The sequence below is a fragment of the Pikeienuella piscinae genome, assembly GCF_011044155.1.
Classification (GTDB): domain Bacteria; phylum Pseudomonadota; class Alphaproteobacteria; order Rhodobacterales; family Rhodobacteraceae; genus Pikeienuella; species Pikeienuella piscinae.
This window is the reverse complement of sequence record NZ_CP049056.1, coordinates 3783865-3808763: the sequence shown is the minus strand read 5'-3', so window position 1 is coordinate 3808763 and position 24899 is coordinate 3783865. Positions and strand designations below refer to the sequence as shown.

The 24899-nt window shown below is 66.8% G+C and carries 27 protein-coding genes; 14 read left to right on the top strand and 13 right to left on the bottom strand.

Annotation, left to right across the window (positions count from 1 at the left end):
- Nucleotides 1-119: 119 nt before the first annotated feature.
- Nucleotides 120-299 carry a hypothetical protein gene (locus tag G5B40_RS18125; RefSeq protein WP_165101661.1) on the top strand — a complete coding sequence of 60 codons (180 nt, stop codon included), beginning with the start codon at nucleotides 120-122 and terminating at the stop codon, nucleotides 297-299.
- A 47-nt stretch (nucleotides 300-346) separates the two neighbouring features.
- On the opposite strand, the gene G5B40_RS18120 is transcribed toward G5B40_RS18125, so the two are convergent.
- The 4 genes from G5B40_RS18120 to G5B40_RS18105 all read right to left on the bottom strand — a co-directional run bounded on the left by G5B40_RS18120 (nucleotide 347) and on the right by G5B40_RS18105 (nucleotide 3783).
- Entirely contained in the window at nucleotides 347-1093 is a 747-nt protein-coding gene (locus G5B40_RS18120) for a phosphate/phosphite/phosphonate ABC transporter substrate-binding protein (RefSeq protein WP_165101658.1), read from the bottom strand.
- 14 nt (nucleotides 1094-1107) lie between these two features.
- On the bottom strand, nucleotides 1108-2004 hold the full coding sequence (locus G5B40_RS18115) for a fatty acid desaturase (protein WP_165101655.1): 897 nt from the start codon (nucleotides 2002-2004) through the stop codon (nucleotides 1108-1110).
- Between the two features lie 79 nt (nucleotides 2005-2083).
- Nucleotides 2084-2869 (bottom strand): TIGR02186 family protein, encoded by a 786-nt coding sequence (locus G5B40_RS18110; protein WP_165101652.1) that lies wholly within the window; start codon nucleotides 2867-2869, stop codon nucleotides 2084-2086.
- Nucleotides 2866-3783 (bottom strand): sulfite exporter TauE/SafE family protein, encoded by a 918-nt coding sequence (locus tag G5B40_RS18105; protein ID WP_165101650.1) that lies wholly within the window; start codon nucleotides 3781-3783, stop codon nucleotides 2866-2868. The genes G5B40_RS18110 and G5B40_RS18105 overlap by 4 nt, the downstream gene beginning before the upstream one ends.
- A 197-nt stretch (nucleotides 3784-3980) precedes the next feature.
- On the opposite strand from G5B40_RS18105, the gene G5B40_RS18100 reads away from it, so the two are divergent.
- A complete protein-coding gene (locus G5B40_RS18100; RefSeq protein WP_211907361.1) occupies nucleotides 3981-5084 on the top strand; it encodes an alpha/beta fold hydrolase in 1104 nt (367 codons plus the stop codon).
- A gap of 112 nt (nucleotides 5085-5196) precedes the next feature.
- Here the strand turns inward: G5B40_RS18100 and G5B40_RS18095 are convergent, their stop codons facing one another.
- On the bottom strand, nucleotides 5197-7605 hold the full coding sequence (locus G5B40_RS18095) for a mechanosensitive ion channel family protein (protein ID WP_165101647.1): 2409 nt from the start codon (nucleotides 7603-7605) through the stop codon (nucleotides 5197-5199).
- 206 nt (nucleotides 7606-7811) lie between these two features.
- On the opposite strand from G5B40_RS18095, the gene G5B40_RS18090 reads away from it, so the two are divergent.
- Genes G5B40_RS18090 through G5B40_RS18070 form a run of 5 tightly spaced genes read left to right on the top strand, consistent with a single transcriptional unit; the run spans nucleotide 7812 to nucleotide 13072 of the window.
- Nucleotides 7812-9026 (top strand): glycosyltransferase family protein, encoded by a 1215-nt coding sequence (locus G5B40_RS18090; RefSeq protein WP_165101644.1) that lies wholly within the window; start codon nucleotides 7812-7814, stop codon nucleotides 9024-9026.
- Nucleotides 9023-10288 carry a glycosyltransferase family 4 protein gene (locus G5B40_RS18085; RefSeq protein ID WP_165101641.1) on the top strand — a complete coding sequence of 422 codons (1266 nt, stop codon included), beginning with the start codon at nucleotides 9023-9025 and terminating at the stop codon, nucleotides 10286-10288. Before G5B40_RS18090 ends, G5B40_RS18085 begins: the two co-directional genes overlap by 4 nt.
- Complete coding sequence (locus G5B40_RS18080) at nucleotides 10285-11385, top strand: glycosyltransferase family 4 protein (RefSeq protein ID WP_165101638.1); 1101 nt, start codon at nucleotides 10285-10287, stop codon at nucleotides 11383-11385. The genes G5B40_RS18085 and G5B40_RS18080 overlap by 4 nt, the downstream gene beginning before the upstream one ends.
- A complete protein-coding gene (locus tag G5B40_RS18075; protein ID WP_165101634.1) occupies nucleotides 11382-11975 on the top strand; it encodes a histidine phosphatase family protein in 594 nt (197 codons plus the stop codon). Before G5B40_RS18080 ends, G5B40_RS18075 begins: the two co-directional genes overlap by 4 nt.
- Nucleotides 11972-13072: a glycosyltransferase family protein gene (locus G5B40_RS18070; RefSeq protein ID WP_165101631.1), complete on the top strand. Its 1101-nt coding sequence runs from the start codon at nucleotides 11972-11974 to the stop codon at nucleotides 13070-13072. Before G5B40_RS18075 ends, G5B40_RS18070 begins: the two co-directional genes overlap by 4 nt.
- On the opposite strand, the gene G5B40_RS18065 is transcribed toward G5B40_RS18070, so the two are convergent.
- From G5B40_RS18065 to G5B40_RS18055, 3 genes are all read right to left on the bottom strand, one after another.
- The gene (locus tag G5B40_RS18065; protein WP_165101628.1) at nucleotides 13056-13433 is read right to left on the bottom strand and encodes a VOC family protein; all 378 of its coding nucleotides are present in this window, start codon (nucleotides 13431-13433) and stop codon (nucleotides 13056-13058) included. The two genes, G5B40_RS18070 and G5B40_RS18065, sit on opposite strands and share 17 nt — an antisense overlap.
- Nucleotides 13430-14845: an NADP-dependent phosphogluconate dehydrogenase gene (gene gndA / locus G5B40_RS18060; protein WP_165101625.1), complete on the bottom strand. Its 1416-nt coding sequence runs from the start codon at nucleotides 14843-14845 to the stop codon at nucleotides 13430-13432. The genes G5B40_RS18065 and gndA overlap by 4 nt, the downstream gene beginning before the upstream one ends.
- Before the next feature lie 162 nt (nucleotides 14846-15007).
- The gene (locus G5B40_RS18055; protein ID WP_246209619.1) at nucleotides 15008-16033 is read right to left on the bottom strand and encodes a polyprenyl synthetase family protein; all 1026 of its coding nucleotides are present in this window, start codon (nucleotides 16031-16033) and stop codon (nucleotides 15008-15010) included.
- Between the two features lie 67 nt (nucleotides 16034-16100).
- On the opposite strand from G5B40_RS18055, the gene G5B40_RS18050 reads away from it, so the two are divergent.
- The 3 genes from G5B40_RS18050 (at nucleotide 16101) to G5B40_RS18040 (ending at nucleotide 17370) form a co-directional block, all read left to right on the top strand.
- Nucleotides 16101-16322 carry a putative signal transducing protein gene (locus G5B40_RS18050; RefSeq protein WP_165101622.1) on the top strand — a complete coding sequence of 74 codons (222 nt, stop codon included), beginning with the start codon at nucleotides 16101-16103 and terminating at the stop codon, nucleotides 16320-16322.
- 29 nt (nucleotides 16323-16351) lie between these two features.
- Entirely contained in the window at nucleotides 16352-17089 is a 738-nt protein-coding gene (locus G5B40_RS18045; protein ID WP_165101619.1) for a tRNA1(Val) (adenine(37)-N6)-methyltransferase, read from the top strand.
- Between the two features lie 101 nt (nucleotides 17090-17190).
- Nucleotides 17191-17370 carry a YdcH family protein gene (locus tag G5B40_RS18040; RefSeq protein WP_165101616.1) on the top strand — a complete coding sequence of 60 codons (180 nt, stop codon included), beginning with the start codon at nucleotides 17191-17193 and terminating at the stop codon, nucleotides 17368-17370.
- 272 nt (nucleotides 17371-17642) lie between these two features.
- Here the strand turns inward: G5B40_RS18040 and G5B40_RS18035 are convergent, their stop codons facing one another.
- From G5B40_RS18035 to G5B40_RS18015, 5 genes are all read right to left on the bottom strand, one after another.
- The gene (locus tag G5B40_RS18035; protein WP_165101613.1) at nucleotides 17643-18749 is read right to left on the bottom strand and encodes a hypothetical protein; all 1107 of its coding nucleotides are present in this window, start codon (nucleotides 18747-18749) and stop codon (nucleotides 17643-17645) included.
- A 24-nt stretch (nucleotides 18750-18773) separates the two neighbouring features.
- On the bottom strand, nucleotides 18774-20021 hold the full coding sequence (hemW, locus tag G5B40_RS18030; RefSeq protein ID WP_343040342.1) for a radical SAM family heme chaperone HemW: 1248 nt from the start codon (nucleotides 20019-20021) through the stop codon (nucleotides 18774-18776).
- Nucleotides 20018-20629, bottom strand: coding sequence for an RdgB/HAM1 family non-canonical purine NTP pyrophosphatase (gene rdgB / locus G5B40_RS18025; RefSeq protein WP_165101610.1), 612 nt, complete (start codon nucleotides 20627-20629; stop codon nucleotides 20018-20020). The genes hemW and rdgB overlap by 4 nt, the downstream gene beginning before the upstream one ends.
- A complete protein-coding gene (gene rph, locus G5B40_RS18020; RefSeq protein WP_165101606.1) occupies nucleotides 20626-21336 on the bottom strand; it encodes a ribonuclease PH in 711 nt (236 codons plus the stop codon). The genes rdgB and rph overlap by 4 nt, the downstream gene beginning before the upstream one ends.
- Nucleotides 21337-21399: 63 nt before the next feature.
- On the bottom strand, nucleotides 21400-21558 hold the full coding sequence (locus tag G5B40_RS18015; RefSeq protein ID WP_165101604.1) for a hypothetical protein: 159 nt from the start codon (nucleotides 21556-21558) through the stop codon (nucleotides 21400-21402).
- Between the two features lie 240 nt (nucleotides 21559-21798).
- Here G5B40_RS18015 and G5B40_RS18010 point away from each other — a divergent pair, with 240 nt between their 5' ends.
- From G5B40_RS18010 to G5B40_RS17995, 4 genes are all read left to right on the top strand, one after another.
- Nucleotides 21799-22383, top strand: coding sequence for a hypothetical protein (locus tag G5B40_RS18010; protein WP_165101601.1), 585 nt, complete (start codon nucleotides 21799-21801; stop codon nucleotides 22381-22383).
- A 92-nt stretch (nucleotides 22384-22475) separates the two neighbouring features.
- Nucleotides 22476-23549, top strand: a complete 1074-nt coding sequence (gene hrcA / locus G5B40_RS18005; RefSeq protein ID WP_165101598.1) for a heat-inducible transcriptional repressor HrcA — start codon at nucleotides 22476-22478, stop codon at nucleotides 23547-23549.
- 22 nt (nucleotides 23550-23571) lie between these two features.
- Nucleotides 23572-24240, top strand: a complete 669-nt coding sequence (locus G5B40_RS18000; protein WP_246209618.1) for a nucleotide exchange factor GrpE — start codon at nucleotides 23572-23574, stop codon at nucleotides 24238-24240.
- Between the two features lie 52 nt (nucleotides 24241-24292).
- The gene (locus tag G5B40_RS17995; protein WP_165101595.1) at nucleotides 24293-24898 is read left to right on the top strand and encodes a pyridoxamine 5'-phosphate oxidase family protein; all 606 of its coding nucleotides are present in this window, start codon (nucleotides 24293-24295) and stop codon (nucleotides 24896-24898) included.
- Nucleotide 24899 lies beyond the last annotated feature (1 nt).

Genomic DNA, 24899 nt, shown 5'->3' with positions numbered 1-24899 from the left:
TCTTTTTATTTCAATTTCTTATGATTTAATGACCGCGATCTCACTCGCGCTTGTGTTGAATGGCACGCGACTTGCGTTCCAAAAGCGGTAAGGTGAACTGTTCCAGTGGGGTGCATGGCATGAGACACGAAGTCGTATCCGTCGCGGTGTTGGTGAGCGCGTTTGTTCTGTTCCTCGCCCACCCGTCACCAGAGACATTGCTGGGCGAGCGGAGCGACCCGCAGTTGGTGTTGTTGCTTCTCACGCTCGCAATCGGGTTTGAGGGGCTATTCTTCTTCTGGAAACGGCGCGCCCGCTAGGCGGCGAAACGCACAGCTGGAGGATCCGGCGTCAGACCGAAAGCCGTTCAGGCCTCGGCGGTCGAAGGCCATCCGGCCGCGAGGGGCGCGTAGTCGGCCGGCGCCAAATACTCGAAACCATTGAGAAAGAGCGTCGCCCGGCATGCGTCGGGCAGTTCCGCTATGGCGGCGTCGACCGCTTTCGCGATTTCCTGAACCTCAGACGATGATCGCTTCCCGGTGATCAGCGGCAGGCCGGGCGTTGGGGGTGTCGATGCGAGAACCCTCAACCGGGCTGAAGCGGGTTCGTGCGCCCTGGCGAGACGCCAGGACACGGCGTCGACCGACGCGGCGTCTGCGCGACCTTCAGCGACGGCGCGGATCGAGGCGCGATGCGCGCCAGCCTCGACAATCTCGCTGAAGTACGCTTCCGGCGGCCCGAAAGCCGCCGCGAACGCCGCGTGCCCGGACTGGCTTTCCCGCCCGTTGCGGGCGAAACGACCGCCCTTCAGCGCATCCACATCCGCCACAGGGTCGTCCGCGCGCACGAGGATTTCGCTCCGATAGAAACCGGGCGGGCAGCCGGGCAGATCGTAACTCGGCGCACCCACCAGAGACACCGCGCCGGCAAGTTGCGCCGCGTAGGGAAGTCCACAGGTCTGCGACAGGAGGAGAGCAGGCTCGCGCCAGTGCAGCCATAGATTGTCTGGCCGGGAAAGCACCTCCGGCGCCGGGAACGCGGCGGCGCGAAGCCGCTCGCGGATCAGCGACCAGAGCGTATCGGTCGCGGCGCGAACCTCTGGCCAGTCATACATCGGCAACGCCGCAATCAAGGGCGCGGCCCCATCAAGGGATGCGCCGGCGGCTCTTTCGGCCGGAACGCGTGGCGAGCCAGCACTTCGCGGTAGGAGCGGAAGACATAGCCGCCGTTGAGCGCGACGAAGCGTTCACGATGTGCGCGATAATACTTCGGCAGCGCCGCCCATGGGATGCCGGGATGGGCGTGATGCACCGCGTGGAGGTTATTGTTGAGAAAGAGAAGGGCGAGCGGCCCGCGATCCTCGACGATCACGGAGCGCCCGCTCACCCGTTCGTCGGCGCGATGTTCGAGAAAGCTCCTGAGACTGATAAGCGAGAGCCCGCCATAGGCGGCCAGCGCATAGCCCCAGGGCGAGACGCCAGCGAAGCGGAGCCAAGCGATGAGAAAAACCAGACCGGCGCCATGCAGCGCCCATGCCGCGATCACCCCCCTGTCGCCGGACGCCGCGCGCCGCGCATCGGCGGCGAAAAAGCGGATGAAACCCAACGCGGGACCGATCAGCATCCTGCCGATCGCGGCGTTGTTCACAACCAGCAGGCGCTTCAGCCACCACGGATGGCGGACCCAGGCTTCGGGATCGAGGTACCAGCTTTCCGGGTCGTCATAAGGATCGGTCAGCCGCGCGTCGAGGTGATGCGAGAGATGGGTGTCGCGGTAGCGCCGGTACGGATAGACGAGGTTGAGCGGGAGGCAGACCAGCGCCTCGTTCGCGGCGGGCCAGGGCGTGGGATGGCCATGGATCGCCTCATGCTGGAGCGACGAGTGAAAGGCGATCACGATCGCAAGCGCGAAATAGGCCAACCCGTACGGGATTTCCGGCGCCGCCAGCGTTAGACCGACGAACAGTGCATAACATGTTGTGAGCGCCGCCCATGTCGGGGTTTCGGCGCGAAGAGCGGCGAGCATCGATGTGTCCCTGACGCCGAGTGAATGGCGGCGCATGTTTCGAAACAATAGTCTCAATGAAGCCAATTCCGCCGAAAAGTCAACGCCGAAGCAGGCGAAACGCCTCCGACGCGCCCCAGCCTGCGAGGAGCGCCACAAGGATCGAGAGAAGCCCGTAGATCTCCGCGCGCTCATGCGCGAGGGAATAGATCCAGCGCTCGATCCCCACTTTCCTCACCTCGATGGCGGTGGCGAACATGTCCACCACCGCGCGGTTCCGAAGCAGATAGACGCGCGCCACGTAATCGCCTTCGACGATGTTCGAGGGAAGTTCGAAATGCGTGTTGAAAAGCGTCCTTTCGATCATCTCGATATCGCCGATGTTCTCGAAATACACGCCGGAGGCGCGATTGAGCCGGATCACCGCTTCACGAAAATCCTCCGGGCGGTCGACATTGCCGGCCTCCCCGACCAGGCGCACGGCGCGGTCGACGCTGATCCGGTAGCGCAGATCGTCGGTGTCCGAGAGGATCTCGTCCAGCGGGCCGGTGGTCGCAACGGCGTAAAAGCTCGGCGCTTCGTCAATCTCGACGCTCTGAGTGTTGATCCATATTCCGAGTTCACGGCTTTTCTTGCGAATCGTCACCCGCTCCTTCGGCCCCGAGACAGTGACGATGACATTGAGGTTGTCGTCACGCGCGTCCGGGAATCGGTCGCGCCCGATCGCGCCAAAGACGAAAATCTCCGAGCCGGTGAAATCCGCGGTGATGCCGACCGCGTTCTGGCTGAGCGCTGCGATCACCCGTTCGTTCGGAGATTGCTCCGCCGAGGCCGCCGAACAGACCGTTGCGACGAGAATCGCGAGAAGATGGCGTAGTCTGATCATCCCACGACCACACCGCCGATGGAGAACAACTCCGAGGGACGCGCAATCAGGTCGAAACCAAGTTTGAAGCAGACCGCCAGCACCATCACCGCAAGGAGGATGCGCAGCTGCTCGCCTTTCATCCTGACGCCAAGCTGGGCGCCGAACTGCGCCCCGACGACGCCGCCGAGAAGAAGGAGAACCGCGAGGGGCGCGTCCACCGTATGGTTCTCGGTGGCGTGCAGAAATGTCGTCAGCCCGGTGACGAAGATGATCTGGAAGAGCGAGGTGCCGACCACGACCGCCGTCGGCATGCCAAGGAGATAGATCATCGCCGGCACCATGATGAACCCGCCCCCGACGCCCATGATCGCCGCGAGGACGCCCACGCCGATCCCGATCACGAATGGCGGAATCGCCGAGATATAGAGCTTTGAGGTGCGAAACCGCATTTTCAACGGCAGCCCGTGGATCCAGCCATGATGCTTTCGCGGCCGGCGCGGCGCGCCGGATTTGGAGCGCCGAAGCGCGTTCACGCTTTCGATGAACATCAGCCCGCCGATGATGCCGAGAAACACCACGTAACAGAGCGAGACGAGCAGCTCGATCTGGCCGAGCGCGCGCAGGATCGAAAATACATAGACGCCGATGACCGAACCGAGGGCGCCGCCGATCGTAAGCACCAGCCCCATCTTGATGTCGACCGTGCGGCGCCTCAGATGCGCCAGAACGCCGGAAAAGGACGAGGCGACGATCTGGTTCGCGCCGGTCGCAACCGCGACGGCCGGGGGGATGCCGATGAAAATCAGAAACGGCGTGATCAGGAACCCGCCGCCAACCCCGAAGAGACCGGAAAGCAAGCCGATCACCCCGCCCAGACCCAGAAGGAAAAAGGCGTTGACCGAAAGTTCGGCGATCGGGAGGTAGATCTGCATCTCGACCCCACGCTTGGCGTTGCAGGGTTCTACGCTTCGCAGGCGCCAAATCCATAGCGCCAGATGCGACAAATCGGAGCGATTTGGACCAAAAGCGACTCCTCAGAGAATAAATTCCCGCCTGAGCGCGTTCGGCCTCGAATTTCGTTGATCCCGGCGTTCGTGTGATCACCATGCCCCCGCAGGGGAGGAGAGAGATGAGAACCGAATTCGTCGAGACGCCGAGCGGGCTACGGATGCGCGTGCTGAGCGCCGGGGAGCCGGGCGCGCCGGCGCTCCTCCTCCTCCACGGCTTTCCCGAACTCGCCTATAGCTGGCGCCATGTCATGCCGCAGCTCGCCGCTTCCGGCTACCGAGTGATCGCGCCGGATCAACGCGGCTACGGTGGGACCACGGGCGCGGAGGCAGGCTACGACGCCGACCTCGCCGGGTTTGGCGTGCCGGCGCTGGTTCGTGATGCGCTGGCCCTGCTCCACGCGCTGGAAGTCGCGCGGGTCGACGCGGTGATCGGCCATGATTTCGGCTCGCCCGTCGCGGCCTGGTGCGCGCTGATCCGGCCCGACGTGTTTCGGGCGGCGCTCTGCATGAGCGCGCCGTTCGCCGGGCCGCCCGGCTGGCGCGCCGATACGGCGTCCGACATTCACACCGCGCTTCGCGCGCTAGATCCGCCACGCCGGCATTATCAGCACTGGTTCGCGGACCCCGGCGCGAACGACGACATGCTGCGGGCGCCGCAAGGCCTGCCGGCGTTTCTTCGCGCGTATTTCCATTGCAAGAGCGGCGACTGGGCCGGCAACCGCCCCTTCAAGCTTCAGGACTGGAGCGCCGCATCGCTGGCGGCGCTGCCGCGCTATTACGTGATGGAGGCGGGCGTCGGGATGGCCGCCACTGTCGCCGCGATGGCGCCCGACGCGGCCGAGACCGCGGCGTGCAGCTGGATGAATGAGGCGGACCTGGCGCATTACGCCGGCGAATTTGGCCGCACCGGGTTTCAAGGCGGGCTGAACTGGTATCGTCGCGCGATCAGCGCCGCCGGCGTGGCGGAGCTGAGGCTCTTCGCCGGGCGTCGGATCGAAGTCCCCTGCGGCTTCATCGCCGGGGCGCGGGATTGGGGCGTCAGGCAGGTTCCCGGGGCGCTGGAGGCCATGGAGACTTCGGCCTGCGCGGATTGGCGCGGCGCGACGCTGATCGACGGCGCCGGTCACTGGGTGCAGCAGGAAGCGCCAGTGGCGACGGCGAAGGCGATCCTTCGGTTTCTCGCTGAACTCCCGGCCCGAAGCGATCGTATGGCGGCCCCTTAGCCGCGCGGCCGCTCGCCTGGAGCCCCTGTCGCGGGGTTGGCCGGAAATGGCGGCCTCGCGGCTACCGGAAAGGCAAATGCCCTCCGCCGGCGGATGCCGCGCGCGCATCGTCTTACCGGTCGTCGGCCATCGCTTTCGCCGGCGTATCCTCATCCAGCGCGCGGCGAGCCGCGGCGCCGATCGCCGTTCGCTCCTGATGCGAGATCTGGCCTTCGCGCGCCGGGTCGTCGAGCTCGGGTATCCGCACGGTGACCTCCTTGTGCGCGAACTTGATCCCCTCCTTGGCGAAGAGCGAACGGATCTCCTGATAGACCAGTTTTCGCGTCGTCCACTGATCGCCGGGACGGGTCATGAACTTGACCCGAATGATCATCGCGCTGTCCTCCATCATGTAGACACCTTGCGATTTCAGCGGCTGGACGAATTTCGGTCCTTCGGTCGGATGTTCGAGCAGTTGCTCCCCAAGCTTCTTAATCAGCTTCCTCACCTTGTCGACATCGGTGTCGTAGGTCAGCCGCAGCGGCAGTTTCATCATCACCCAGTCGCGGCTGAAATTCGTCAGATGCTTGATCTCGCCGAAGGGAACGGTGTTGAGCGCGCCGAGGTGATGGCGAAGCTGAAACGAGCGGAGCGAAATCTTCTCCACCGTCCCTTTCACCTCGCCGATATCGATGTATTCCCCCTTCCGGAATGCGTCGTCGGACAGGAAGAACACTCCCGAAAGGATGTCGCGCACCAGGCTCTGCGCGCCGAAACCGATAGCGAGACCGACGACGCCGGCGCCGCCGAGAAGCGGCGCAATGTTGACGCCGAGCTTCATCAGAAGAATCAAGAGCACGCTCACCAGGATCACGAGCAGCACGAAGGAGCGGAAGAGCGGCAGAATCGTCGCGAGACGCGACGCCGCCGCCTTGGCGCCGCCCTCGTCGCCCGGCTCGGCCGGAACGTCGTATCCACCCTCCTGCTCGATCTTCTGGTCCATCCAGATGCGGGCGGCGTGGAACGCGAGATAGCCGATCAGCATGACATCGATCAGGTCCTGCGCGGTATCGAGCGGCGCACCCTCGGCGAACACCTCCGCCCCGAACCAGACGCGGACCATGGCGTAAAGTCCCGCGCCGAGCGCAAAGAGGCTGGCCGTGCGCCGGGCGAGGTCCTCGAAGGTCCGCATCTCCCGCCGGCGCGGCGGCGGCTCCGCGCGGAACGCGATCGGGCCGGCGCCCCCCTCCTCATCGCCGTCGTCGCCATCGTCGACATCACGAAGCGCGTCGCGAATATCGGCCGCGTCCGCCTCATTCTCCAGGCGCTCGGCGCGGACGGCCGCCACGTTCGCCGCACGGATCGCCCGCGCCCGCTGGAACAGGCGCTCGATCACGTAGATCGTGACGGCATAAACGACGATCCCGGCCAGAAGCACCGTGAACGCGCCGACAAGAAGCGCCACGCCGAGCTCCAGCCCCATGATCAACCGGTAGCTCATCTCGGCCCACGCGAAGACCATGTACAGGGCGACGACCGGCCGCCAGAGCAGTGACGCGATCGCCGCGATCCACGTCGCCTCAGACCGTTTCGCTCCGCCAAGCATCGCCGTCGTGACCGCGCCGCCGCACTGCCGGATCAGGCCGAGAACGAGCAGCACCGATACGCCGCTGGCGCCGATACGGGTGAGCGCGATCACCTCTTCGTCGGCGCCCACCTCCTTCAGCCAGACGGCGAAAAAGATCGTCGCGACGCCAAAATGCGCGCTGAACGACAGCCACCGATAAAGCCTTCGCGCCTCCGCGTCGGAAAGCGTCGGGATCCGGTAGTCTGGCAGATAGGGCGAGACGACCATGCGCCAGAGCACGTCGATCAACTGCAGCGTCGCGAAGGCCGAGGCGATCGCGATCGCCGTCTTCAGCGTCGCTTCGTCCTCCTGATAGAAACCGGACCCGACCGCGACCGCGATCACCAGCGTGATCAGCACGCCGAGGATCTGCAACCCGACACGGGCCGCGAGAACCGGCAGCTTCTCGACAATGCCGACCGGATTCGGCTTTTGCAGTCGCCGCATCACCGGGAGCGCGACGTAAAGGGCGTAGATCTGCGCTCCCGCCCTGCCGATCGCGAGGAGGATCAGGGTGAAAAGCAACACGCCGAGGAAATATCCCCGATGCCCCGTCGGACTCGCCTCATCCAGTGTACGGCCAATACGTTCGAAATATTCGCCGGTCGCGCCGAAAATGCGCCGGGTTTTCTGCCGGAAGACCCCGACCTGCTGTTGGGTCATTTCAAGCGCGGACGCGGCTTTGTAGGTTTCCGCAACCTGGCCGTAGGCGGCGATATCTGGGCCGTCGTCCGCCGCCGGCTGCTCGGACGGCGCCGGCGGCGGATCGCCCGCTCCACCCGCCGCCGCGCCCGCGATGGAGCCATAGTCCGCCGCGCTCTGCGCCGCCGCCCTGTCAGCGAAAGAAACACACAGCACGAAAGCGCAAATCAGAGCGAGGATCGGCGAGAGCAGATTTCGGATCTGGGGCGTCAATGGGCGGCTCCGCTTGGCTTCGGGCGTCGGACGCGCGACTCTAACCCTTGTCGCCGCTCAATTCACCGGAATTTCGACATCGCGACAGAACCGACCGGAACCGACGCGCCGCGCGGCGCCGCAGGCTGGCGTTTCGGACTTTCGCCTTGTAAAGTTGGTAACGAAGCGGCCAGACCGCAAAATCCCGACGCAGGGAGAGCAGAGGGATGACTGATTTCGCCGGGAGCGGCGCGGGCCGGGGCCAAGGGCGTCGGGTTGTGCTTTACAGCCACGACACATTCGGCCTAGGCCATCTCCGTCGCTCGCGCACCATCGCGCAGGCACTGGCGGCTGACGACCCTACGCTTTCCGCGCTTATCATGACCGGATCGCCGATCGCCGGGCGGTTCGACTTCGCCGACCGGGTGGACCATGTCCGCCTGCCGGGCGTGGTGAAGATGCCGGACGGCACCTACGCCTCGCATAATCTGGGACTCGATATCGAGGATACGGTTCACCTTCGCGCGGCGTTGCTGTCCGCCGCGGAAGAGAGCTTCGATCCCGATCTCGTCATTGTCGACAAGGAGCCGTGGGGCTTTCGCAACGAACTGACGGCGACGCTGGAGACCGCGAAATCGCGCGGCGCGCGACTGGTGCTCGGGGTGCGCGACGTGCTGGACGAACGTGAGACGCTGCGCCGGGAATGGGCGCGCAAGGACGCTGTCGCGGCGATTGAGCGATATTATGACGAAATCTGGGTTTACGGCCTGCCCGAGATTTGCGAGCCCCTCGCAGGACTCCCGCTCTCCCGGCGCGTGACGGAGAAGATCCGCTACACCGGATATCTGAGGCGCGAGACGCCGGACTGGCCGCTGACCGGGACGCCCCCGCCGGAGCCTTACGTGCTGGTGACGACCGGCGGCGGCGGCGATGGCGAGGCGCTGATCGACTGGGCGCTGGCGGCCTATGAGGCCGATCCCGGAATCCCGTTCCACGGCGTTCTCGTCTACGGGCCGTTTCTGAACGCCGACCGGCGCGCCGAGTTCGACCGCCGCGCGGCGGCGATGGAAGGACGGGTCACGGCGTTCAGTTTCGATCCGCGAATGGAGCGCCTCCTGGCCGACGCCGCCGGAGTGATCGCCATGGGCGGCTACAACACGTTCTGCGAGATTCTCAGCCTCGACAAACCTGCGGTCATCGCCCCGCGGATCAAGCCACGGCTGGAGCAGTATATCCGCACCGAGGCGGCGGAACGCCTTGGCCTCGTGCGGATGCTCCATCGACCGCGCGACGGCGACAGCCCGGAGGTGATGGCGCGGGCGATCCGCGGGCTCAGGGACCAACCGCCGCCTTCGGCGCATTCCGTCCCCGGGCTGATGAGCGGGCTCGACACCATTACCGAGCGCGCCGCCGCGACCTGGTCGATCCGAGCCGCCGGATGAACGAATCGCAGCCGGCGCCGCGGCTCGCCGTGGTGCTGAAGGGGTACCCGAGACTTTCCGAAACCTTCATCGCGCAGGAACTGAAGGCGCTGGAGGATCGCGGCTTCGTGTTCGACATCTGGTCGCTTCGCCAACCTTATGACGACCGGACCCACCCGATACACGACCTGATCCGCGCCAGGGCGCGCTACCTGCCAGAATATCTGTATCAGGAGCCGCTTCGCGTCCTCAACGGCTGGCGCGCCGCGCGCGCGATGCCCGGTTACGCCGCCGCGCGCCGGGTCTGGCTGCGCGATCTCGCGCGCGATCGCACGCCGAACCGGGTGCGCCGCTGGGGCCAGGCGCTGGTTCTCGCCGCCGAGATCGATCCCGCCGCGCAGTTTCACTACGCGCATTTCCTGCATACGCCGGGCTCGGTCGCCCGCTATGCGGCGCTGATCCGGGGCGTCGAATGGGGGGTCTCCGCGCACGCCAAGGACATCTGGACGATCCCCGAGTGGGAAAAGACGGAGAAGCTCGCGGATTGCCGCTTCGGCGTCACCTGCACCGGCTCCGGAGCCGCGCATCTGAAGGCCCTCGCGTCCGATCCGGCGAAGATTTCACTCGTCTATCACGGGCTCGACCTGTCGCGGTTCCCCCCGCCGCCCGAAAGCCGCCCCGCGCGCGACGGGCGCACGGAGCCGGTCATCCTCCTCTCCGTCGGGAGGCTGGTGGCGAAAAAGGGCTATGATGATCTGCTCGCGGCGCTCGGCCGCCTGCCTGCGGAGGTGAACTGGCGTTTCATCCATATCGGCGGCGGGCCGCTGAAGGACGCGCTGGCGCGACATGCCACGCAGCTCGGTCTATCCGATCGGGTCGAATGGCGTGGCAAACGCGATCAGACCGAGGTGATCGCCGCCCTGCGCGCGGCGGATGTCTTCGTCCTCCCGTCGAAGATCGCCGGCGATGGCGACCGCGACGGCCTGCCCAACGTGCTGATGGAGGCGGCGAGCCAGCGCGTTGCGATCGTCTCCACCACGGTTTCCGCGATTCCCGAATTCATCGGAAACGGCTTGGAAGGGCTGCTGGTTCCACCCGACGCGCCCGACGCCCTCGCGAAAGGGCTGGCCGAAGTAATCGGCGATGTTGCGATTCGCACATCCATGGCGGGCGCAGCATATGATAGGCTCACGCGGGAGTTCGGCATGGAGCGGGGGATAGACATGCTCGAAGAACTGTTGCGGACGGCGCTCAGCCAGCCGCCGGCGGCGCAAGTCGCATGAGCACGACCTCGCGTCGTCGCGTCGCGTTTTATGCGCCGATGAAGGCGCCGGACCATCCGAGCCCGTCCGGCGACCGCAGGATCGCCCGGCTAATGATGCGCGCGCTCGACCGCGCGGGATGGGATGTGCGTCTCGCCTCGCGCCTCCGCGCGCATCAGCGCGACGGCAACAAGGCCGCGCAGGACATGCTCTTTCAGGAAGCGGAGCGGATCGTGGTGAAGCTCCTCGCCGACTACGCCCGGACGGGAGAGCCGCCCGCCCTCTGGTTCACCTATCATTGCTATTACAAGGCGCCCGACCTGATCGGCCCGGCGGTCGCGCGCGCATTGGCGATCCCCTACGTCATCGCCGAAGGCTATCGCGCGAAAAAACGTCTCGACGGGCCCTACGCGCGCTTCTCGCAGGCTTCCGAGCGCGCTCTGGACGAGGCGCGGATCATCTTCCATCTCCAGCCGCGCGGACTCGACGCGCTTGAGCGCGACAGGCCTGACAACCAGCGTCTGATCGCCTTGCCGCCCTTCACCGCGCTCGGGGCGGAGCCGGCCGCGAAGACGCCGGGCGACGGCCCGCTGCGGCTGCTGTGCGTTGCGATGATGCGACCGGGCGACAAGCTCGAATCCTATCGCGCTCTGTCCGCTGCGCTGGCGGCGCTGGAAGGCGAATGGCGGCTCGACATCATCGGCGACGGCGCGGCGCGAGCGGAGGTCGAGGCGCTCTTCGCGCCGTTCGGCGCGCGGATCGCGTTTCATGGACAGATCGACGACCGGGACGCGATTCGCGCAGCCTATGAAAGAGCGGAACTGTTCGTCTGGCCGGGCGTCAACGAGGCCTTCGGCATGGTCTATCTGGAGGCGCAGGCGGCGGGGCTCGCCTGCGTCGCGGAGGACCGCGACGGCGTGAGAGAGGTGATCGGCCCGCAAGGCCGCCTCTGCTCGCCCGGCGACGCCGCGGGTTTCGCCTCCGCGATCCTGGAAATGAGCGACGATCGGGCGCGCCTGGCCGCCGCCGGGACGGCGGCGCGCGCGCACATGAAGGCGCGCCACGGCGTCAACGCCGCGGCGGCGCGGCTGAACGAAGCGCTGGAGCCGCTGATTTGAACGTAACCATCGGCCTCACCCGACATTTCGAAACCGACTGGAACGCCGCGAAACGCCTACAGGGGCGCACGGACCGGCCGCTGACCGCTACGGCGCGCGCGCGCGCGGCGGCGCTGCGTCCGCCCCCCGAATGGGCCGGGGCGCGGCTGATCGCGACGCCGCTCGCCCGGTCCGAGGAAACCGCGAAACTCCTGACCGGCGCCGCGCCGGAGATCGAGCCCGCGCTGATCGAGCTTTCATGGGGCGTATGGGAGGGCCGGCGCGGCGCAGACCTGCTCGCGGACGCCTCGTCCGGCTACGCCCATGTCGAGACTTGGGGATGGGGCAAGTGTCCGCCGGGCGGGGAAAGCCCGGAAGACGCCTGGGCGCGGATCGCGCCGGCGCTGGCGCGCATCGCCGCCGCAAACCAGCCGGCCCTTATGGTGCTGCACCGAGGGGTGATGCGGGTGATTCTCGCCAAGGCCTGGGGATGGAATTTCGACAGGGTCGAGCCTTTCCGGATTAAACGAGAGCGGATTTATCCCGTGACGCTCGACGAAGCGGGCGTTCCCGTCGCGCATGGGCCGGAGGCGAGACTGATCGCGCGATGAGGGTGATGCTGGTCGTCACCGGGCTGATGGGAGCCGGGCATCTCGCGCGCATCCTGCTGATCGCGCAAGCCCTCCGAGCGGCGGGGGCGGAGACGCTGGTCGTCTCCGGCGGACGGGCGATCGATCATCTAGACGCTTCAGGCGTACGGGTCGAACAATTGCCGCCAGTCTGGTCCGACGGCGTCGATTACAGCCGGCTGCTGACGCCGGACGGGGTGGCGAGCGCCGCGGACCTCGACGCCCGCGCCGCGAAACTCGTCGCGCTCTTCGAAGCATTCGCGCCGGACGCCTTGGTGACCGAACTGTTCCCTTTCGGCCGCCGCGCGCTGGCGGGTGAATTTACTGCGCTCCTGACCCGCGCCAAGGGCCGCGCGCGGATCTACGCCTCCATCCGGGACGTGCTGGAGCCGAAACGCAAACCCGGCCGAGCGGCGGAAACCGCCGCGCGTCTCCGCGCGTTCTACGACGCCGTGCTTGTCCATGGCGACGCCGCGCTGATTCCTTTGGCCGAAACCTGGCCGCCAGCCGATGCGTTCGCGTCGATGATACGCCACACCGGCTATGTCGCCGCGCCCGCCCCTGCGCCCGCCCCCGAGGGCCGCGGTGACGTGCTGGTGGCGGTCGGCGGCGGGGTGATCGGGCGCGGGATACTGGAGAGCGCGATCGAAGCCGCGCGGGGCGGACGGCGCCGCTGGCGGCTGCGCGTCGGCGGCGCGGATGCGGCGGTGGAGGCGGCGCGGCTGCAGGCGCTCGCCGCAGGCGCGCCAGTGATCGTGGAGCCGGCGGCGGCGGATTACCGCGCCCGGCTTGCCGTGGCCGCCTGTTCGGTCAGCCTCCTTGGCTACAACACGGCGACCGATCTTCTTACTGCAGGAACCCCGGCGGTGATCGCGCCGATGGAAGAGGGCGGCGAGAAGGAACAGCTGATCCGCGCAGCCGCCTTCGCCCGCCTGCCCGGATTTCACCGTCTCTGCGCGTCCGATCCCCCGTCCCTCGCCGCCGCCGTGGAGACCGCCGCCGCCGCGCCCGGCCCGCCGCCGGGACTCGTTGATCTTTCGGGCGCCGAGACGACCGCGCGGATCATTCTGGCCGGCTGAACCCCGCGTCGATATGGGCGAGGACGTTGACGATCTCCCCGGCCGGGCCGCGCACGAAAAAGCGCCTGACGCCCCAGGGCTCATCGGCCAATGCGCGGGTGATCTCGAACCCAGCGGCGACCGCGCGCTCATACGCGGCGTCGACATCATCCACCTCGACTGAAAGCGGCGGGACCGGCGCGCCGCCGCCACCCTCGCTCATGAGGCTGAGTTGCGGCGCTTGTTCCACCCCCGGCGCCGCGAAGGTGACGATCCAGCCCATGTCCATCGGCGCCTCCATGCCGAGGACCCCGCAGTAAAACGCCCGCCCCGCCGCTGGATCGGCGGCCGGGAGATTTGCGACGACTCGCAGGACGCTCACGCCCACGGCCCGTGCAGGCCGGCGCCGTCGCGATCCAGCCGTTCAAACCCGTGACGGCCAAAGAAATCGCGCTGAAGCTGGATGAGATTCGCCGTCCCCCGGGCTGTCCTGAGCTGATCGAAATAAGAGAGCGACGAAGCGAGCGCCGGGGCAGGCAACCCGCGCGCCGCGGCGGCGGAGACCGTGCGGCGCAATCCGTTCTCGGCACCGCGCATCATCTCCGACAGAAGCGGCGCGCCAATCAGGTTCGTTTCCGGCGCCGCCTCCAGCGAAACCGCGATATCGTCGAGAAGCGCCGCGCGAATGATGCAGCCCGCCCGCCAGACCCGGGCGATCGCGGCGAAGTTCATCGCCCAGCCATACTCGACGGAGGCCGCGCGCAGGATTTCGAAGCCCTGCGCATAGGCTGCGATCCTGCCGGCGAGAATCGCGTCGCGGATATCCGCCACCGCCTCGCGCTCCGTCCCCAGGGCGTCTCCGAGCGGACGCGCGGCCGGGCCGAAGATCGCCTCCAGCCGCGTCCGTTCGGTCTTGCGGGCCGAGAGATTGCGCGCCGCCACCGCCGCCTCGATCGCGGGCGCTGGCGCGGCGAGCCGCAGCGCCTCCAGCGCCGCCCAGCCGCCGGTGCCCTTCTGCCCGGCGCGGTCCTGTACGAGATCGACGAGCGGCCGGCCGGTTCCGGCGTCCGTGGTGGCCAGCACCTCGGCGGTGATGTCGACAAGATATGAGGCGAGCGGGCCTCCACGCCAGCTCTCGAAAACGTCGGCGATGGCGCCCGGCTCCATTCCGAGCCCATCGCGCATCACGCCATAGCCGTCGGCGATCATCTGCATGTCGGCGTATTCGATCCCGTTGTGAACGGTCTTGACGAAATGGCCGGCGCCGTCGGGGCCGAACCAGTCGCAGCAGGGTGTATCGTCGTGGCGCGCGGCGATCGCCTTCAGCATCTCCTCGACCCGGCCCCAGAGCGCGGGCGAACCGCCAGCCATGATCGAAGGGCCCCGGCGAGCGCCCTCGGCGCCGCCTGAGACTCCGATACCGAGAAAGGCCAGCCCCTCCGCCTCCAGCGCCGCCGTGCGCCGCCTCGTGTCGTGAAAATTGGCGTTGCCGGCGTCGATCAGAAGATCGCCCTCGGAGAGCAGGGGGCGAAACTGCGCGATGATCGCATCGACCGCCGCGCCGGCCGGAACAAGTATGATGATTGCGCGCGGCGGGCGGATCGCGGCGATCAGCGCTTCCGGCGCCTCGGCCACCTCGATGACACCGGACATGCCCTCGGCGGCGTCGCGCGCCCCCTGCATCTTGTCGAAATCGCGGTCATGCGCCGCGACGCGGTATCCATGCTCCGCCATATTAAGCGCCAGCGAGGCGCCCATCACCCCAACGCCAATCAGTCCGATATCCGCCTTCATCCGCTTCCCTCGCTTTTCAGCGAGTGTTCCGTGAATGGCGGAGATTTGGAAGGGCCGAAGATGAATTCGCAGCATCCACGGCGCTGATCGGGGTGGCGACGCCACCCGATCCGACGAAACGCCATTTGGCGCAAGCGGCGATCAATCCGTTTCGGAACCGCTTCACCGCGCGCGCGCAGTGACGAAACCGACGATATCCGTCAGCGCGCGCTTCATCTCGCTGTCGGCGAAAATGTCGAGCGCGGCGATCGCGCGCTCGCCCCACTCCGCGGCGCGTTCGGTCGTCCGGTCGAGCGCCCGATGCGCGCCGAGAAGCCGATGCGCCTCCTCAAGATCGCCGTCGCTCTGGTCGTGATCCTCGATCACGCGGGACCAGAAATCGCGCTCTTCCGGCCCACCTTCCTGATGCGCGATCAGAACCGGAAGCGTTGCTTTCCCGTCCCGGAAGTCGTCGCCGACATTCTTCCCCATCGCCGCAGCCGCGCCGCCATAATCAAGCCGGTCGTCCACCAGCTGAAAGGCGATGCCGAGCGCGTCACCATAGTTGCGAAGCGCACTGATCTCCGCCTCCGTCGCCGCTGCGACGACGCCGCCGACCTCGGCCGCCGCCGCAAAAAGCGCCGCGGTCTTGCCGCGGATCACCTGAAAATAGCGCGCTTCGCCGCCGGCGAGGTCGTGCTGTGCGGTCAGTTGCAGAACCTCGCCCTCGGCGATCACCGCCGAGGCCCCGGCGAGAATGTCGAGAACGCGGATGCTTCCCGTCTCGACCATGAGTTGGAACGAGCGCGCGAAGAGATAGTCGCCGACGAGCACGCTCTGCTGATTGCCGAACAGTATGTTGGCGGTCGGTCGGCCGCGGCGCTTGGCGCTTTCATCCACCACGTCGTCATGAAGGAGCGTCGCGGTGTGGATGAACTCCACCGCCGCCGCCAGTCGAATCTGATGATCGCCCTCGTAGCCGCAGAGTTTCGCCGCCGCGAGCGTCAGCACCGGCCGCAGCCGCTTTCCGCCAGCCTCTATCAGATGCGCGGAAAGCTCGGGAATACGCGGCGCGTGCTCCGATTCCATCCGCTTGCGGATCGTCCGGTTCACCGCCTCCAGCTCCGGCCGGACAAGGGCGGAGAGACGGACGAAAGCGTCCTCGGTCGAATCCGGGTTCGCTCTGGCGCTTTTGTCGGATCGGGGCAAAACTCACCTTGTCGCAACAGGCGCTCTCGACCCTGACCGCGCCGCGCGCCTATACCTCTCGGAGCCCATGGAAGAGCTGCTTAAAACCAACGACCCGACGGTCATCAGTTTCGCCACCGCCCTCCTGCGCGCGGAGGATATAGACTGCTTCGTATTCGACGTCCACACGAGCATCCTCGAGGGCTCTCTCGGTGTCCTGCCCCGTCGGCTGATGGTGGCGCGGCGCGATCTGTTCATGGCGCGCGCGATTCTCGACGACAACGGAATCTCTCTCAGCGAGCGGGCGTGACGACGCCGGCGGGATTCGCGGATAGCGCCTTGACCGAAGACGCGCTGCTCGGTGGTCTTGTCCGGCTCCTGCAGCCGCGGGCAGGCTATCGGGCGGCGACCGACCCGGTTCTGCTCGCCGCCGCTTCGGCGGCGAAGCCCGGCGCGCGCGTTCTGGACGCAGGCTGCGGCGCGGGCGCGGCGATGCTCTGCCTCGCCGCGCGCGTTCCCGGGCTGGAGACGCATGGGCTGGAGCTGCAGCCGCCCTATGCCGGGCTGGCCCGCCGCAACGCCGATCTGAACGGCGTCGCCGCGGCGATCTGGGACGGGGATCTCTTTGGGCCGCCTGCAGAGCTCAGGCGGATCGGTTTCGATATCGTCATGACCAATCCGCCGTATTTTGACGCCTTCGGCGCGCCCTCGCCGGATCCAGGACGCGATGCGGCGCGGCGCGCCACGGGGGGACGAAGCGCCGCGGAATGGACCGCGGCCGCGGTCGCCCGGCTCCGCTCCGGCGGGCGCTTCGCGACGATTCACCTTGCGGCGAAACTTCCGGAGATCCTCGCCGGGCTCGCGGGGGCCGGCGACATCGCGGTCCTGCCCCTGCAGTCGCGCGCGGGCCGGGACGCGAAGCGCGTGATCGTCACGGCGCGAAAGGGCGCGCGCGGCCCGTTTCGCATCGCGCCGCCGCTGATCATCCACGATGGCGAAACGCACCGTCGCGACGCCGACGATTTCAGCACCGCGGCCGACGCGGTTCTGCGCCGGGGGGCGCCGCTCAGGTTCTGAAACGCGCCAACCGACGAAAAGCCTCTTCAACTAATCCGTGACAGTCACCACATTCAATGCTCTACTTTTGACGTTCGGATCATATGCCATGGAGGTCTCGCATGAGCCTGTCATCCCACCTGGTCGAGCTTCGCAGAAAGCACGCCAGCCTTGAGCAGAGAATTGAGAAGGAACTTCGCAGCCCGGCGGCAGACGACCTGCAGATCACTGAACTCAAACGAGAAAAGCTACGACTAAAAGATGAGATCACCCGCCTCGGGGCGGCTGAAACAATCCACTGAGGCCTTTGCGCCGCAATTGACGGCGCGCTCGAAGCGCGCGTCGGGACCAGACGATGGATTGGACCCGGGTTCCGTGGCCGTTTCCCGGCCACGGAACCGAGGGAAGATCGCAAATCAACTTATGGTTGAAGAACTTGAGCCGCCTTGCCCCGGCCGACGTCAGTCGATTCGCGCAGCCCTGCGCAAAGATGATCGGCGTGTCGCGACTGGTCGCGCAGCGCAGGATGAACGGTCGCAGAGGATCATCGGACGCTGCGGCGTCGATCGCGAAGTCAGCCTCGATTCACCGAACTCTCCGCATGTTTGAGGATCGACGGCACCAGAACCTCGGAGAAGCCGGCGACGAAACTCCAGAGCATCAGAAGCGAAAGATCGCGATTCGGCGACAAGCCGCCGATCGATGTGAAAAGCGCCGTCGTCTGCGTCGACACCTCGAAGCCAACCTCGGTCAGCGTCGGCGTCAGCGCCCCCTGCCCCAGAAATTCGGTGTCGAAAACGAAATACAGTATCATCGCCGCGCCGATGCCGACGCCGAGCCGGAAAAACAGCATCGAAAACCGCGCGTTGGTGCGCATGTTCTCGAGCGTCGATTTCTCGACGCGTTTCTTGGTCTGCGCCATCATCGAGAAGGCGGCGCCAAAAAGCCCCGCCGCCAGCGCGACATAGAAGCTCGAGAACGCCCGCATCCCGCCCGGAGGCGGCGGCGCCGGCGGGCCGATCCCGGTCTGCTCGGCGAAGAAGAGCGAGGTGATATGCGCCTGAGCCATCCAGGCCAGCGTGATGATGAGAGCCATGAAGAAGGTTGTGGAGAGGCCGAAGATCAGACTGACCCGCGCGGTGTAAGCCGCGACATATTCGCGCAGGAGATGTCGCTTTCGGAAGCGGTCCTGCACGTCGAGGACAAGCCGGAAAAGCGTGGCGCGCATCGCATCTTCGTCATCGTGGCTGGCTTCGATCTCCGTCGCGTATTCCGCGGCTCCCGGCAGGCAGAGCGCCTGAGCGTCGAAAAGCTGACGTTTCGCCTCCACCCGCATCGTCGGCAGATCCCAGAGGCCGACGACTAGCAACTCGATCTCGTTCACTAGCCGCCATTCGCCGCGGTGCATCGGCGATTCCGCCTTAGCGCGAAGCGATGCGATGCGTCGCTCGATCAGCGCCCTATCGACCTTGCCCTCGGAATCGGGCTGCACGAGACGCGCGACTTCCAGCCCGGTCAGCTTCTGGCGGAACATGACCTTCGACGTGCTCGGCAGCGAAAGCGAGAGCCAGTCCCAGATTCTGAAGATCAGCCATTTCGTTTTTTCGCCGGGTTCAAGCGCCGACGGCCACCATTTTCCCTCGGCGCGGGCGACCGGCTCCGGCGGACTCATCTCGTTCATGGCGCAACCTCTGAAGTAACGACTTCAAGCCGATGATACCATGAAGCGAGTGTCGCGCGGAGTCCGCGCCGCACCGATCTGTATATTCGCGCACATTCCCCATCTGCCCGTTCCCCATCTGCCCGGCTCAGGCGAGGAGCGCCGCGAGAAGCGTGTTAAGCACAGGCCGCCCCTTCGCCGTCGCCGCGACGCGCCGCCCGAACGGGCGATCAGACGGTCGGATTCCAGCACCGCCAGCCCGGCTTCGGGAAGCGCCGCGCCGGCGAGCCGGGCGTAGCGGTCGAGATCCATGCCCTCGGCGAGGCGCATAGACATCAGCGCGTACTCGTCGGCCTCTGCGCCCGCGGGGAGCGGCTCCGGCGCGATTGGCGCGCCCTCCAGCCATTTGGCGGGGTCGCGCTTCGTTTCGGTCGCCATGCGCCGTCCGTCCAGCGTCAGCCGCCCATGCGCGCCGGGACCGATCCCGGCGTAATCGCCGTAGCGCCAGTAAATCAGGTTGTGCCGGCTTTCCGCACCCGGCCGCGCGTGGTTGGAGATCTCGTAAGCCGGGACGCCGGCCGCCGCGCATGTTTCCTGCGTGATCGCGTACATGTCCGCCGCGCGTTCGTCCGGCGGAAGGCCGCGAAGACCGCCGCGCGCGTGCAACTCGCCGAAGCGGGTGCCTGGCTCGATCGTGAGTTGGTAGAGTGAGAGATGGTCGACCGCCATTTCCAGCGCAACCTCAAGCTCCGCGCGCCATGAGGTCGCTGTCTGATCCTGCCGGGCGTAGATCAGGTCGAAGCTGACGCGGGCGAAGGCTTCGCGTGCGATGTCGAAGGCTGCGCGCGCCTCCGCCGCGCTGTGCATCCGGCCAAGCCGACGAAGGTCGGGATCGTTCAACGCCTGAACGCCCATCGAGATCCGGTTGACGCCGGCGGCGGCATAGGCGCGAAACCGCGCCGCCTCCACCGAGGTCGGGTTCGCCTCCAGCGTGATCTCGGCGTCGGGCGCGAGGCCCCAGAGCCGGTCGGCGGCCTCAATCAGCGCGCCGACGGTTTCCGCCGGCATCAGGCTGGGCGTGCCACCGCCGAAGAAGATCGTATCGGCCCGGCGCGGCCCGGTCAGGGCGCGCGTCGCCGCCATCTCGGCGAGAAGCGCGTCGCGCCAGCGCGCTTGGTCGATATCGCGGCTCACATGCGAATTGAAATCGCAATAGGGACACTTGGCGAGACAGAACGGCCAGTGGACGTAAACGCCGAACCCCGCCGCTCTCCAGTCTCCGGCCGCGTTCACCCGAAGCACGCCTCCACCAGTTTCTCGAACGCCCGCGCCCGGTGGCTCATGGCGTTCTTTCTCACGGGGTCCATTTCGCCGAAGGTTTCGTTCTCACCGTCCGGTGTGAAGATCGGGTCAAAGCCGAAGCCGCGTTCGCCTCTCATCGGCCATGTGACGCGGCCCGGAACCTCACCGCGGAAAACCTCGTCGTGGTCGTCGGGCCAGGCAAGACAGAGCGTGGAGACGAAACGAGCGCGGCGCGGCTCGGGCGCGTTCATCGCCTCCAGCATGGTCCAGACCTTAGTCATCGCCATTTCGAAATCGCGCCCCTGACCGGTTTCCGCCCAGTCGGCGGTATGGACACCGGGCCGGCCGCCGAGCGCGTCGACCGCGATGCCGCTGTCGTCCGACAAGGCCGGAAGCCCAGCGGCCTTCGCCGCCGCGTGCGCCTTGATGCGCGCGTTGCCTTCAAAAGTCTCCTCCGTCTCCTCCGGCTCGGGCAGCCCGAGATCGCCGGCGGAGACTGTTTCTATCCCATAGGGCGCGAGCAGCGCGCCCATTTCGCGGACCTTGCCGGCGTTATGCGTCGCGACGACAAGTTGGCCGGGCGCGAGTTTCCGGCTCACGCGACCGCCGCCTTCTGCGCCGCGACCAGCTCGCTGACGCCCTTGCGCGCCAGCGTCAGCATTTCCATGAACTGCGCTTCGGTGAATGGCGAACCCTCGGCGGAACCCTGCAATTCGACCAGCCCGCCTGATCCCGTCATCACGAAATTCGCATCCGTTCCGGCGTCCGAATCCTCGGCGTAGTCGAGGTCGAGCACAGCCTGCCCCTGGTGAACGCCGGCGGAGATCGCCGCGATATGCTCCTCGACCGGGTTTTCCTTCAGAGCGCCGGAGGCGATCAGCTTGTCCGCCGCCAGCCGCAAGGCGACCCAACCGCCGGTGATCGAGGCGCAGCGCGTGCCGCCGTCGGCTTGAAGCACGTCGCAGTCGATGGTGATCTGCCGCTCGCCGAGCACCACCCTGTCGGCCCCCATGCGCAAACTCCGGCCTATCAGGCGCTGGATTTCCTGCGTCCTGCCGCTCTGGCTGGTTTTCGCCTCCCGCCGCATCCTCGTATTGGTGGCGCGCGGCAGCATGCCGTATTCCGCCGTCACCCAACCGAGACCGGAGTTGCGCATGAAGGGTGGGACGCGATCCTCGACGGTGGCGGTGCAGAGCACATGGGTATCGCCGCAGCGGATCAGGCAGGAGCCTTCCGCATGGCGGGAAACGCCGGTTTCGATGGAAATGGCGCGCATCTCGTCGCGCGCGCGGCCTGATGGGCGCATCGGTATCCCTCTCTCTGGTTCGCGCGGAGCCTTAATCCCTCGGCTCCGCCGCGACAATGCCCCTCAGCCGCGCCGGACGCGCGCCCGCCGTCGCATCGGCGCCCGGAGCCTGTTGGCCACGATCGAGATGCACAGCAGGCTGCCGGCGCCGAGCACGACCTCCATCGCGATCGGCGCCGCCAGCGTGGCGAAGTTTTCAGGCGCTAGGAAGAGACCGATCATCGGCTGCCTCCCAACAGCACGAACCCGAAGCGCAACGTCCGTCCGGCGCCGGCGGATTCCCCCCGTCTCCCGCGCTTGAGGACAAGCGAATATCCGGCCGCGCGCGCGGCCGCTTCTGCATGTGCGTCTCCTCACTTCGGAACATCTCCCGAATCAAAAAAGGTTGACCCGATGGAATGTTGGCGGCGAAGATGACTCTTCGTGGGTCAATTGGTGACCGATCTATTTTCTGGGGGATGTATGTTGTTCATTCGATCTCTGCTGGCTCTCGCCATCCTCGCCGCGCCATCGGCCTCGATGGCGCTCACGCTGTCCAACCTGACGATTGACGGCGTGTCGTATTCGTCGGCGTTGCCGCAGATTTTTGCGCCGGATTCCGCCGTCGAGGTCTCCGTCGATGTCGACTACGATGATATTGACGGCCCGGCGCAACTGACCCTGACGCCCGGTTTCGGATTCACCGAATCCGGCGCCTCTCACCTGGTCACACCGCCGCAGCTCCTGGCGCTGGGCGCAAGTGAAACACTGGTCTGGACGCTGTTGATCGACGACGATGCGGGAACCACCGATGCTCAGCGCGAGCTGACGGATCTGCGCTTCTTCTTCTACACCACGAACCCGACCGTCAACTACGGCTTCATCGACAACGAAGGCTCGCTCGATCTGAGCCCGATCACGACAGTGCCCTTGCCGCCGGCGGGGCTCGCGCTTGGCTCTGCGGTCCTGCTGCTCGCGGTTCGCGGAAAGCGGCGGCGCCGCGGCTGGTTCGGCCGGGTGGCCGCCGTGGCCGGATTCCGCTCGGCCGCGCGGCTCCGCGCCGCCTGATGTAAAGCGCGTCCCGGGACGGCGCGCCAGGCGTGCGGGAAGACGGCGCAAGCCGGTTGACCGCGCGCCTGGCGCTTCCTACCAGTCTACATATGCCTGACGCCGCCCCGCTCTCTGAACTCAACGACCGCAGCCGCGAGATATTTCGCCGGCTGGTGGAGACCTATATCGAAACCGGCGAGCCGGTGGGCTCGCGCACCATATCGCGCGGGCTGGAGGCGCCGCTCTCGGCCGCCTCGGTCCGCAACGTGATGCAGGATCTCGAACAGCTCGGCTTTCTCGAAAGCCCGCACGCCTCGGCCGGACGGATACCGACGCATAGCGGCCTCAGGATGTTTGTCGACGGACTGTTGGAGCTCGGCGAGATCTCGGCCGAGGAGCGCGCCGAGATCGAGAAATTGAACGGCGACCGCGACGGCGACATCGCGAACGCGCTCGACCATGCCGGCTCGCTCCTCTCCGGGTTGAGCCAGTGCGCTTCACTGATCTTCGCGCCGAAACGCGAAGCGCCGATCCGCCATGTCGAATTCGTCTCGCTCAATCCCGGCGCCGCGCTCGTCGTCCTGGTGACCGAGGACGGCGCGGTCGAGAACCGGATGATCGCACCCCCCGCCGGCATGACTCCCTCGGCGATGCGCGAGGCGGCGAATTTCCTCAACGCCATGCTGGTCGGGCGCACGCTCGGCGATGCGAAAGAGGCGATCGCGCGCGAGATCGAACGCCGCCGGCAGGAGCTTGACGCCACCGCCCGCGCGCTGGTCGAGGCAGGCGTGGCGGTCTGGGATGGCGAGGGCGAGATAGAGCCTGACCGGCTGTTGGTGCGCGGCCGCGCGAATCTCCTGACCGAGGCGGCGGCCGATCTCGACCGGATACGCCATCTTCTGGACGACCTGGAACGCAAACGCGACATCGCGCAACTCCTCGACCTCGCCAAGGAGGGCGACGGCGTCAGGATATTTATCGGGTCGGAAAACAAGCTTTTTTCGCTTTCCGGCTCCACATTGGTGATCTCTCCCTATATGAACGCCGACCGGAAGCTCGTGGGCGCGATCGGCGTGATCGGCCCGACGCGGCTCAATTACGGACGGATCGTGCCGATCGTCGATTACACCGCCCGGATGATGGGCGAGGTGCTCGCCGGGCGCGGCAAGACCGCACCGAGATGAACCGGCGGAAAGGGTGAAGTAAATGACTGCAGGTAAGCGTGACGCCGCGATCGAGGAAGCGGCGATGTCTGGGGCCACGGAAGCGGATGAAGCGGAAACGGCGATGGAGGCGGGACTCGGTGAGGACGGCGAGCCGACCGATCCGCAGGCCGCCGAGATCATCGCGCTGACGGCGGAGCGGGATGAGCTTCGCGAAAAGCTGATGCGCGCGCTGGCGGAGGCGGAGAATATCCGCCGCCGGGCCGAGCGCGACCGCAAAGACGCCGAGGCCTTCGGCGGCGCCAAGCTGGCGCGCGACCTTCTCTCGGTGCATGACAACCTGGCCCGCGCGCTGGCCGCCGCCGACGATAAGGCGCGCGAACAGGCGGCGGGGCTGATCGAAGGCGTCGAGCTGACTCAACGCGAATTGCTCGCAGCCTTCGCCAAGCACCGGATCGAGGTCGTGGAGCCCGAGATCGGCGAGAAATTCAACCCGAACCTCCACCAGGCGATGTTCGAGGCCGAGGTTCCGGGCGCGCCGCCGGGCGGGGTGATCGAGGTGATGCAATCCGGTTTCACAATCGCCTCCAGGCTATTGCGCCCGGCGATGGTCGGCGTGGCGAAGGCGCCGGAAAACGGCGCGCCGGCGCAAGGCGCGGAGAACGACAGCCGTGAGAACGACGGCGCGCCAACCGAACCGACAGACACGTGAACCGGCGGGCGCCGCCCACGGCGTCCGTGTTGCGGCCCGTGGGGGAACTCGAATGCAGATAACGACCGAAGCCGCGTTGCGCGCGATCTACGGCGAACCGATGGAGATCGCGGCGGCGAAGGAGATTGACCATCTCGACCGGCATTGCCGTCGCTGGTTCGAGCTGTCTCCCTTCGCGCTGATCGCGACCTCCGACGGCGCCAAGCTCGACGTGTCGCCGAAAGGCGACGCGCCGGGACTTTGCAAGGTTGAGGACGACAAACATCTACTTGTGCCCGACTGGCCCGGCAACAACCGGATTGATGGGCTCACGAACATCGTCCGGCATCCGCATGTCGGCCTGCTCTCGCTGATCCCGAACGTGAAGGAGACCCTGCGCGTCAACGGCGTCGCCTCGATCCACGACGACGAGCCGCTGCGCGCGCTCTTCGAAACGAAGGGCCGGTTGCCGATCACGGTGCTGAGGATCGCGGTCGAGGAGGTCTTTCTCCATTGTTCGCGGTCGTTTCTGCGCGCGCGCATGTGGGCGCCGGAGTCATGGCCGCAGCGGGACGAGTTGCCAAGCATGGGCGAGATGATCAGGGATCATTCCCGAAAAGACGTGCCTCAGCTCACGCCCGATGAACTCGACCGGCGTTATGCGGACAGGCTGTATTAGC

What these genes read in the sequence shown, in the direction of transcription:
- G5B40_RS18000 (WP_246209618.1), top strand. Translation starts at nt 23,572, where the DNA reads ATGACTGCAGGTAAGCGTGACGCCGCGATCGAGGAAGCGGCGATGTCT.
- G5B40_RS18100 (WP_211907361.1), top strand. Translation starts at nt 3,981, where the DNA reads ATGAGAACCGAATTCGTCGAGACGCCGAGCGGGCTACGGATGCGCGTG.
- gndA (WP_165101625.1), bottom strand. Translation starts at nt 14,845, where the DNA reads ATGAAGGCGGATATCGGACTGATTGGCGTTGGGGTGATGGGCGCCTCG.
- G5B40_RS18120 (WP_165101658.1), bottom strand. Translation starts at nt 1,093, where the DNA reads ATGTATGACTGGCCAGAGGTTCGCGCCGCGACCGATACGCTCTGGTCG.
- G5B40_RS18105 (WP_165101650.1), bottom strand. Translation starts at nt 3,783, where the DNA reads ATGCAGATCTACCTCCCGATCGCCGAACTTTCGGTCAACGCCTTTTTC.
- G5B40_RS18010 (WP_165101601.1), top strand. Translation starts at nt 21,799, where the DNA reads ATGTTGTTCATTCGATCTCTGCTGGCTCTCGCCATCCTCGCCGCGCCA.
- G5B40_RS18015 (WP_165101604.1), bottom strand. Translation starts at nt 21,558, where the DNA reads ATGATCGGTCTCTTCCTAGCGCCTGAAAACTTCGCCACGCTGGCGGCG.
- G5B40_RS18110 (WP_165101652.1), bottom strand. Translation starts at nt 2,869, where the DNA reads ATGATCAGACTACGCCATCTTCTCGCGATTCTCGTCGCAACGGTCTGT.
- G5B40_RS18085 (WP_165101641.1), top strand. Translation starts at nt 9,023, where the DNA reads ATGAACGAATCGCAGCCGGCGCCGCGGCTCGCCGTGGTGCTGAAGGGG.
- G5B40_RS18115 (WP_165101655.1), bottom strand. Translation starts at nt 2,004, where the DNA reads ATGCTCGCCGCTCTTCGCGCCGAAACCCCGACATGGGCGGCGCTCACA.
- G5B40_RS18070 (WP_165101631.1), top strand. Translation starts at nt 11,972, where the DNA reads ATGAGGGTGATGCTGGTCGTCACCGGGCTGATGGGAGCCGGGCATCTC.
- rph (WP_165101606.1), bottom strand. Translation starts at nt 21,336, where the DNA reads ATGCGCCCATCAGGCCGCGCGCGCGACGAGATGCGCGCCATTTCCATC.
- G5B40_RS18050 (WP_165101622.1), top strand. Translation starts at nt 16,101, where the DNA reads ATGGAAGAGCTGCTTAAAACCAACGACCCGACGGTCATCAGTTTCGCC.
- G5B40_RS18125 (WP_165101661.1), top strand. Translation starts at nt 120, where the DNA reads ATGAGACACGAAGTCGTATCCGTCGCGGTGTTGGTGAGCGCGTTTGTT.
- G5B40_RS18040 (WP_165101616.1), top strand. Translation starts at nt 17,191, where the DNA reads ATGAGCCTGTCATCCCACCTGGTCGAGCTTCGCAGAAAGCACGCCAGC.
- G5B40_RS17995 (WP_165101595.1), top strand. Translation starts at nt 24,293, where the DNA reads ATGCAGATAACGACCGAAGCCGCGTTGCGCGCGATCTACGGCGAACCG.
- hrcA (WP_165101598.1), top strand. Translation starts at nt 22,476, where the DNA reads ATGCCTGACGCCGCCCCGCTCTCTGAACTCAACGACCGCAGCCGCGAG.
- G5B40_RS18080 (WP_165101638.1), top strand. Translation starts at nt 10,285, where the DNA reads ATGAGCACGACCTCGCGTCGTCGCGTCGCGTTTTATGCGCCGATGAAG.
- G5B40_RS18035 (WP_165101613.1), bottom strand. Translation starts at nt 18,749, where the DNA reads ATGAACGAGATGAGTCCGCCGGAGCCGGTCGCCCGCGCCGAGGGAAAA.
- G5B40_RS18090 (WP_165101644.1), top strand. Translation starts at nt 7,812, where the DNA reads ATGACTGATTTCGCCGGGAGCGGCGCGGGCCGGGGCCAAGGGCGTCGG.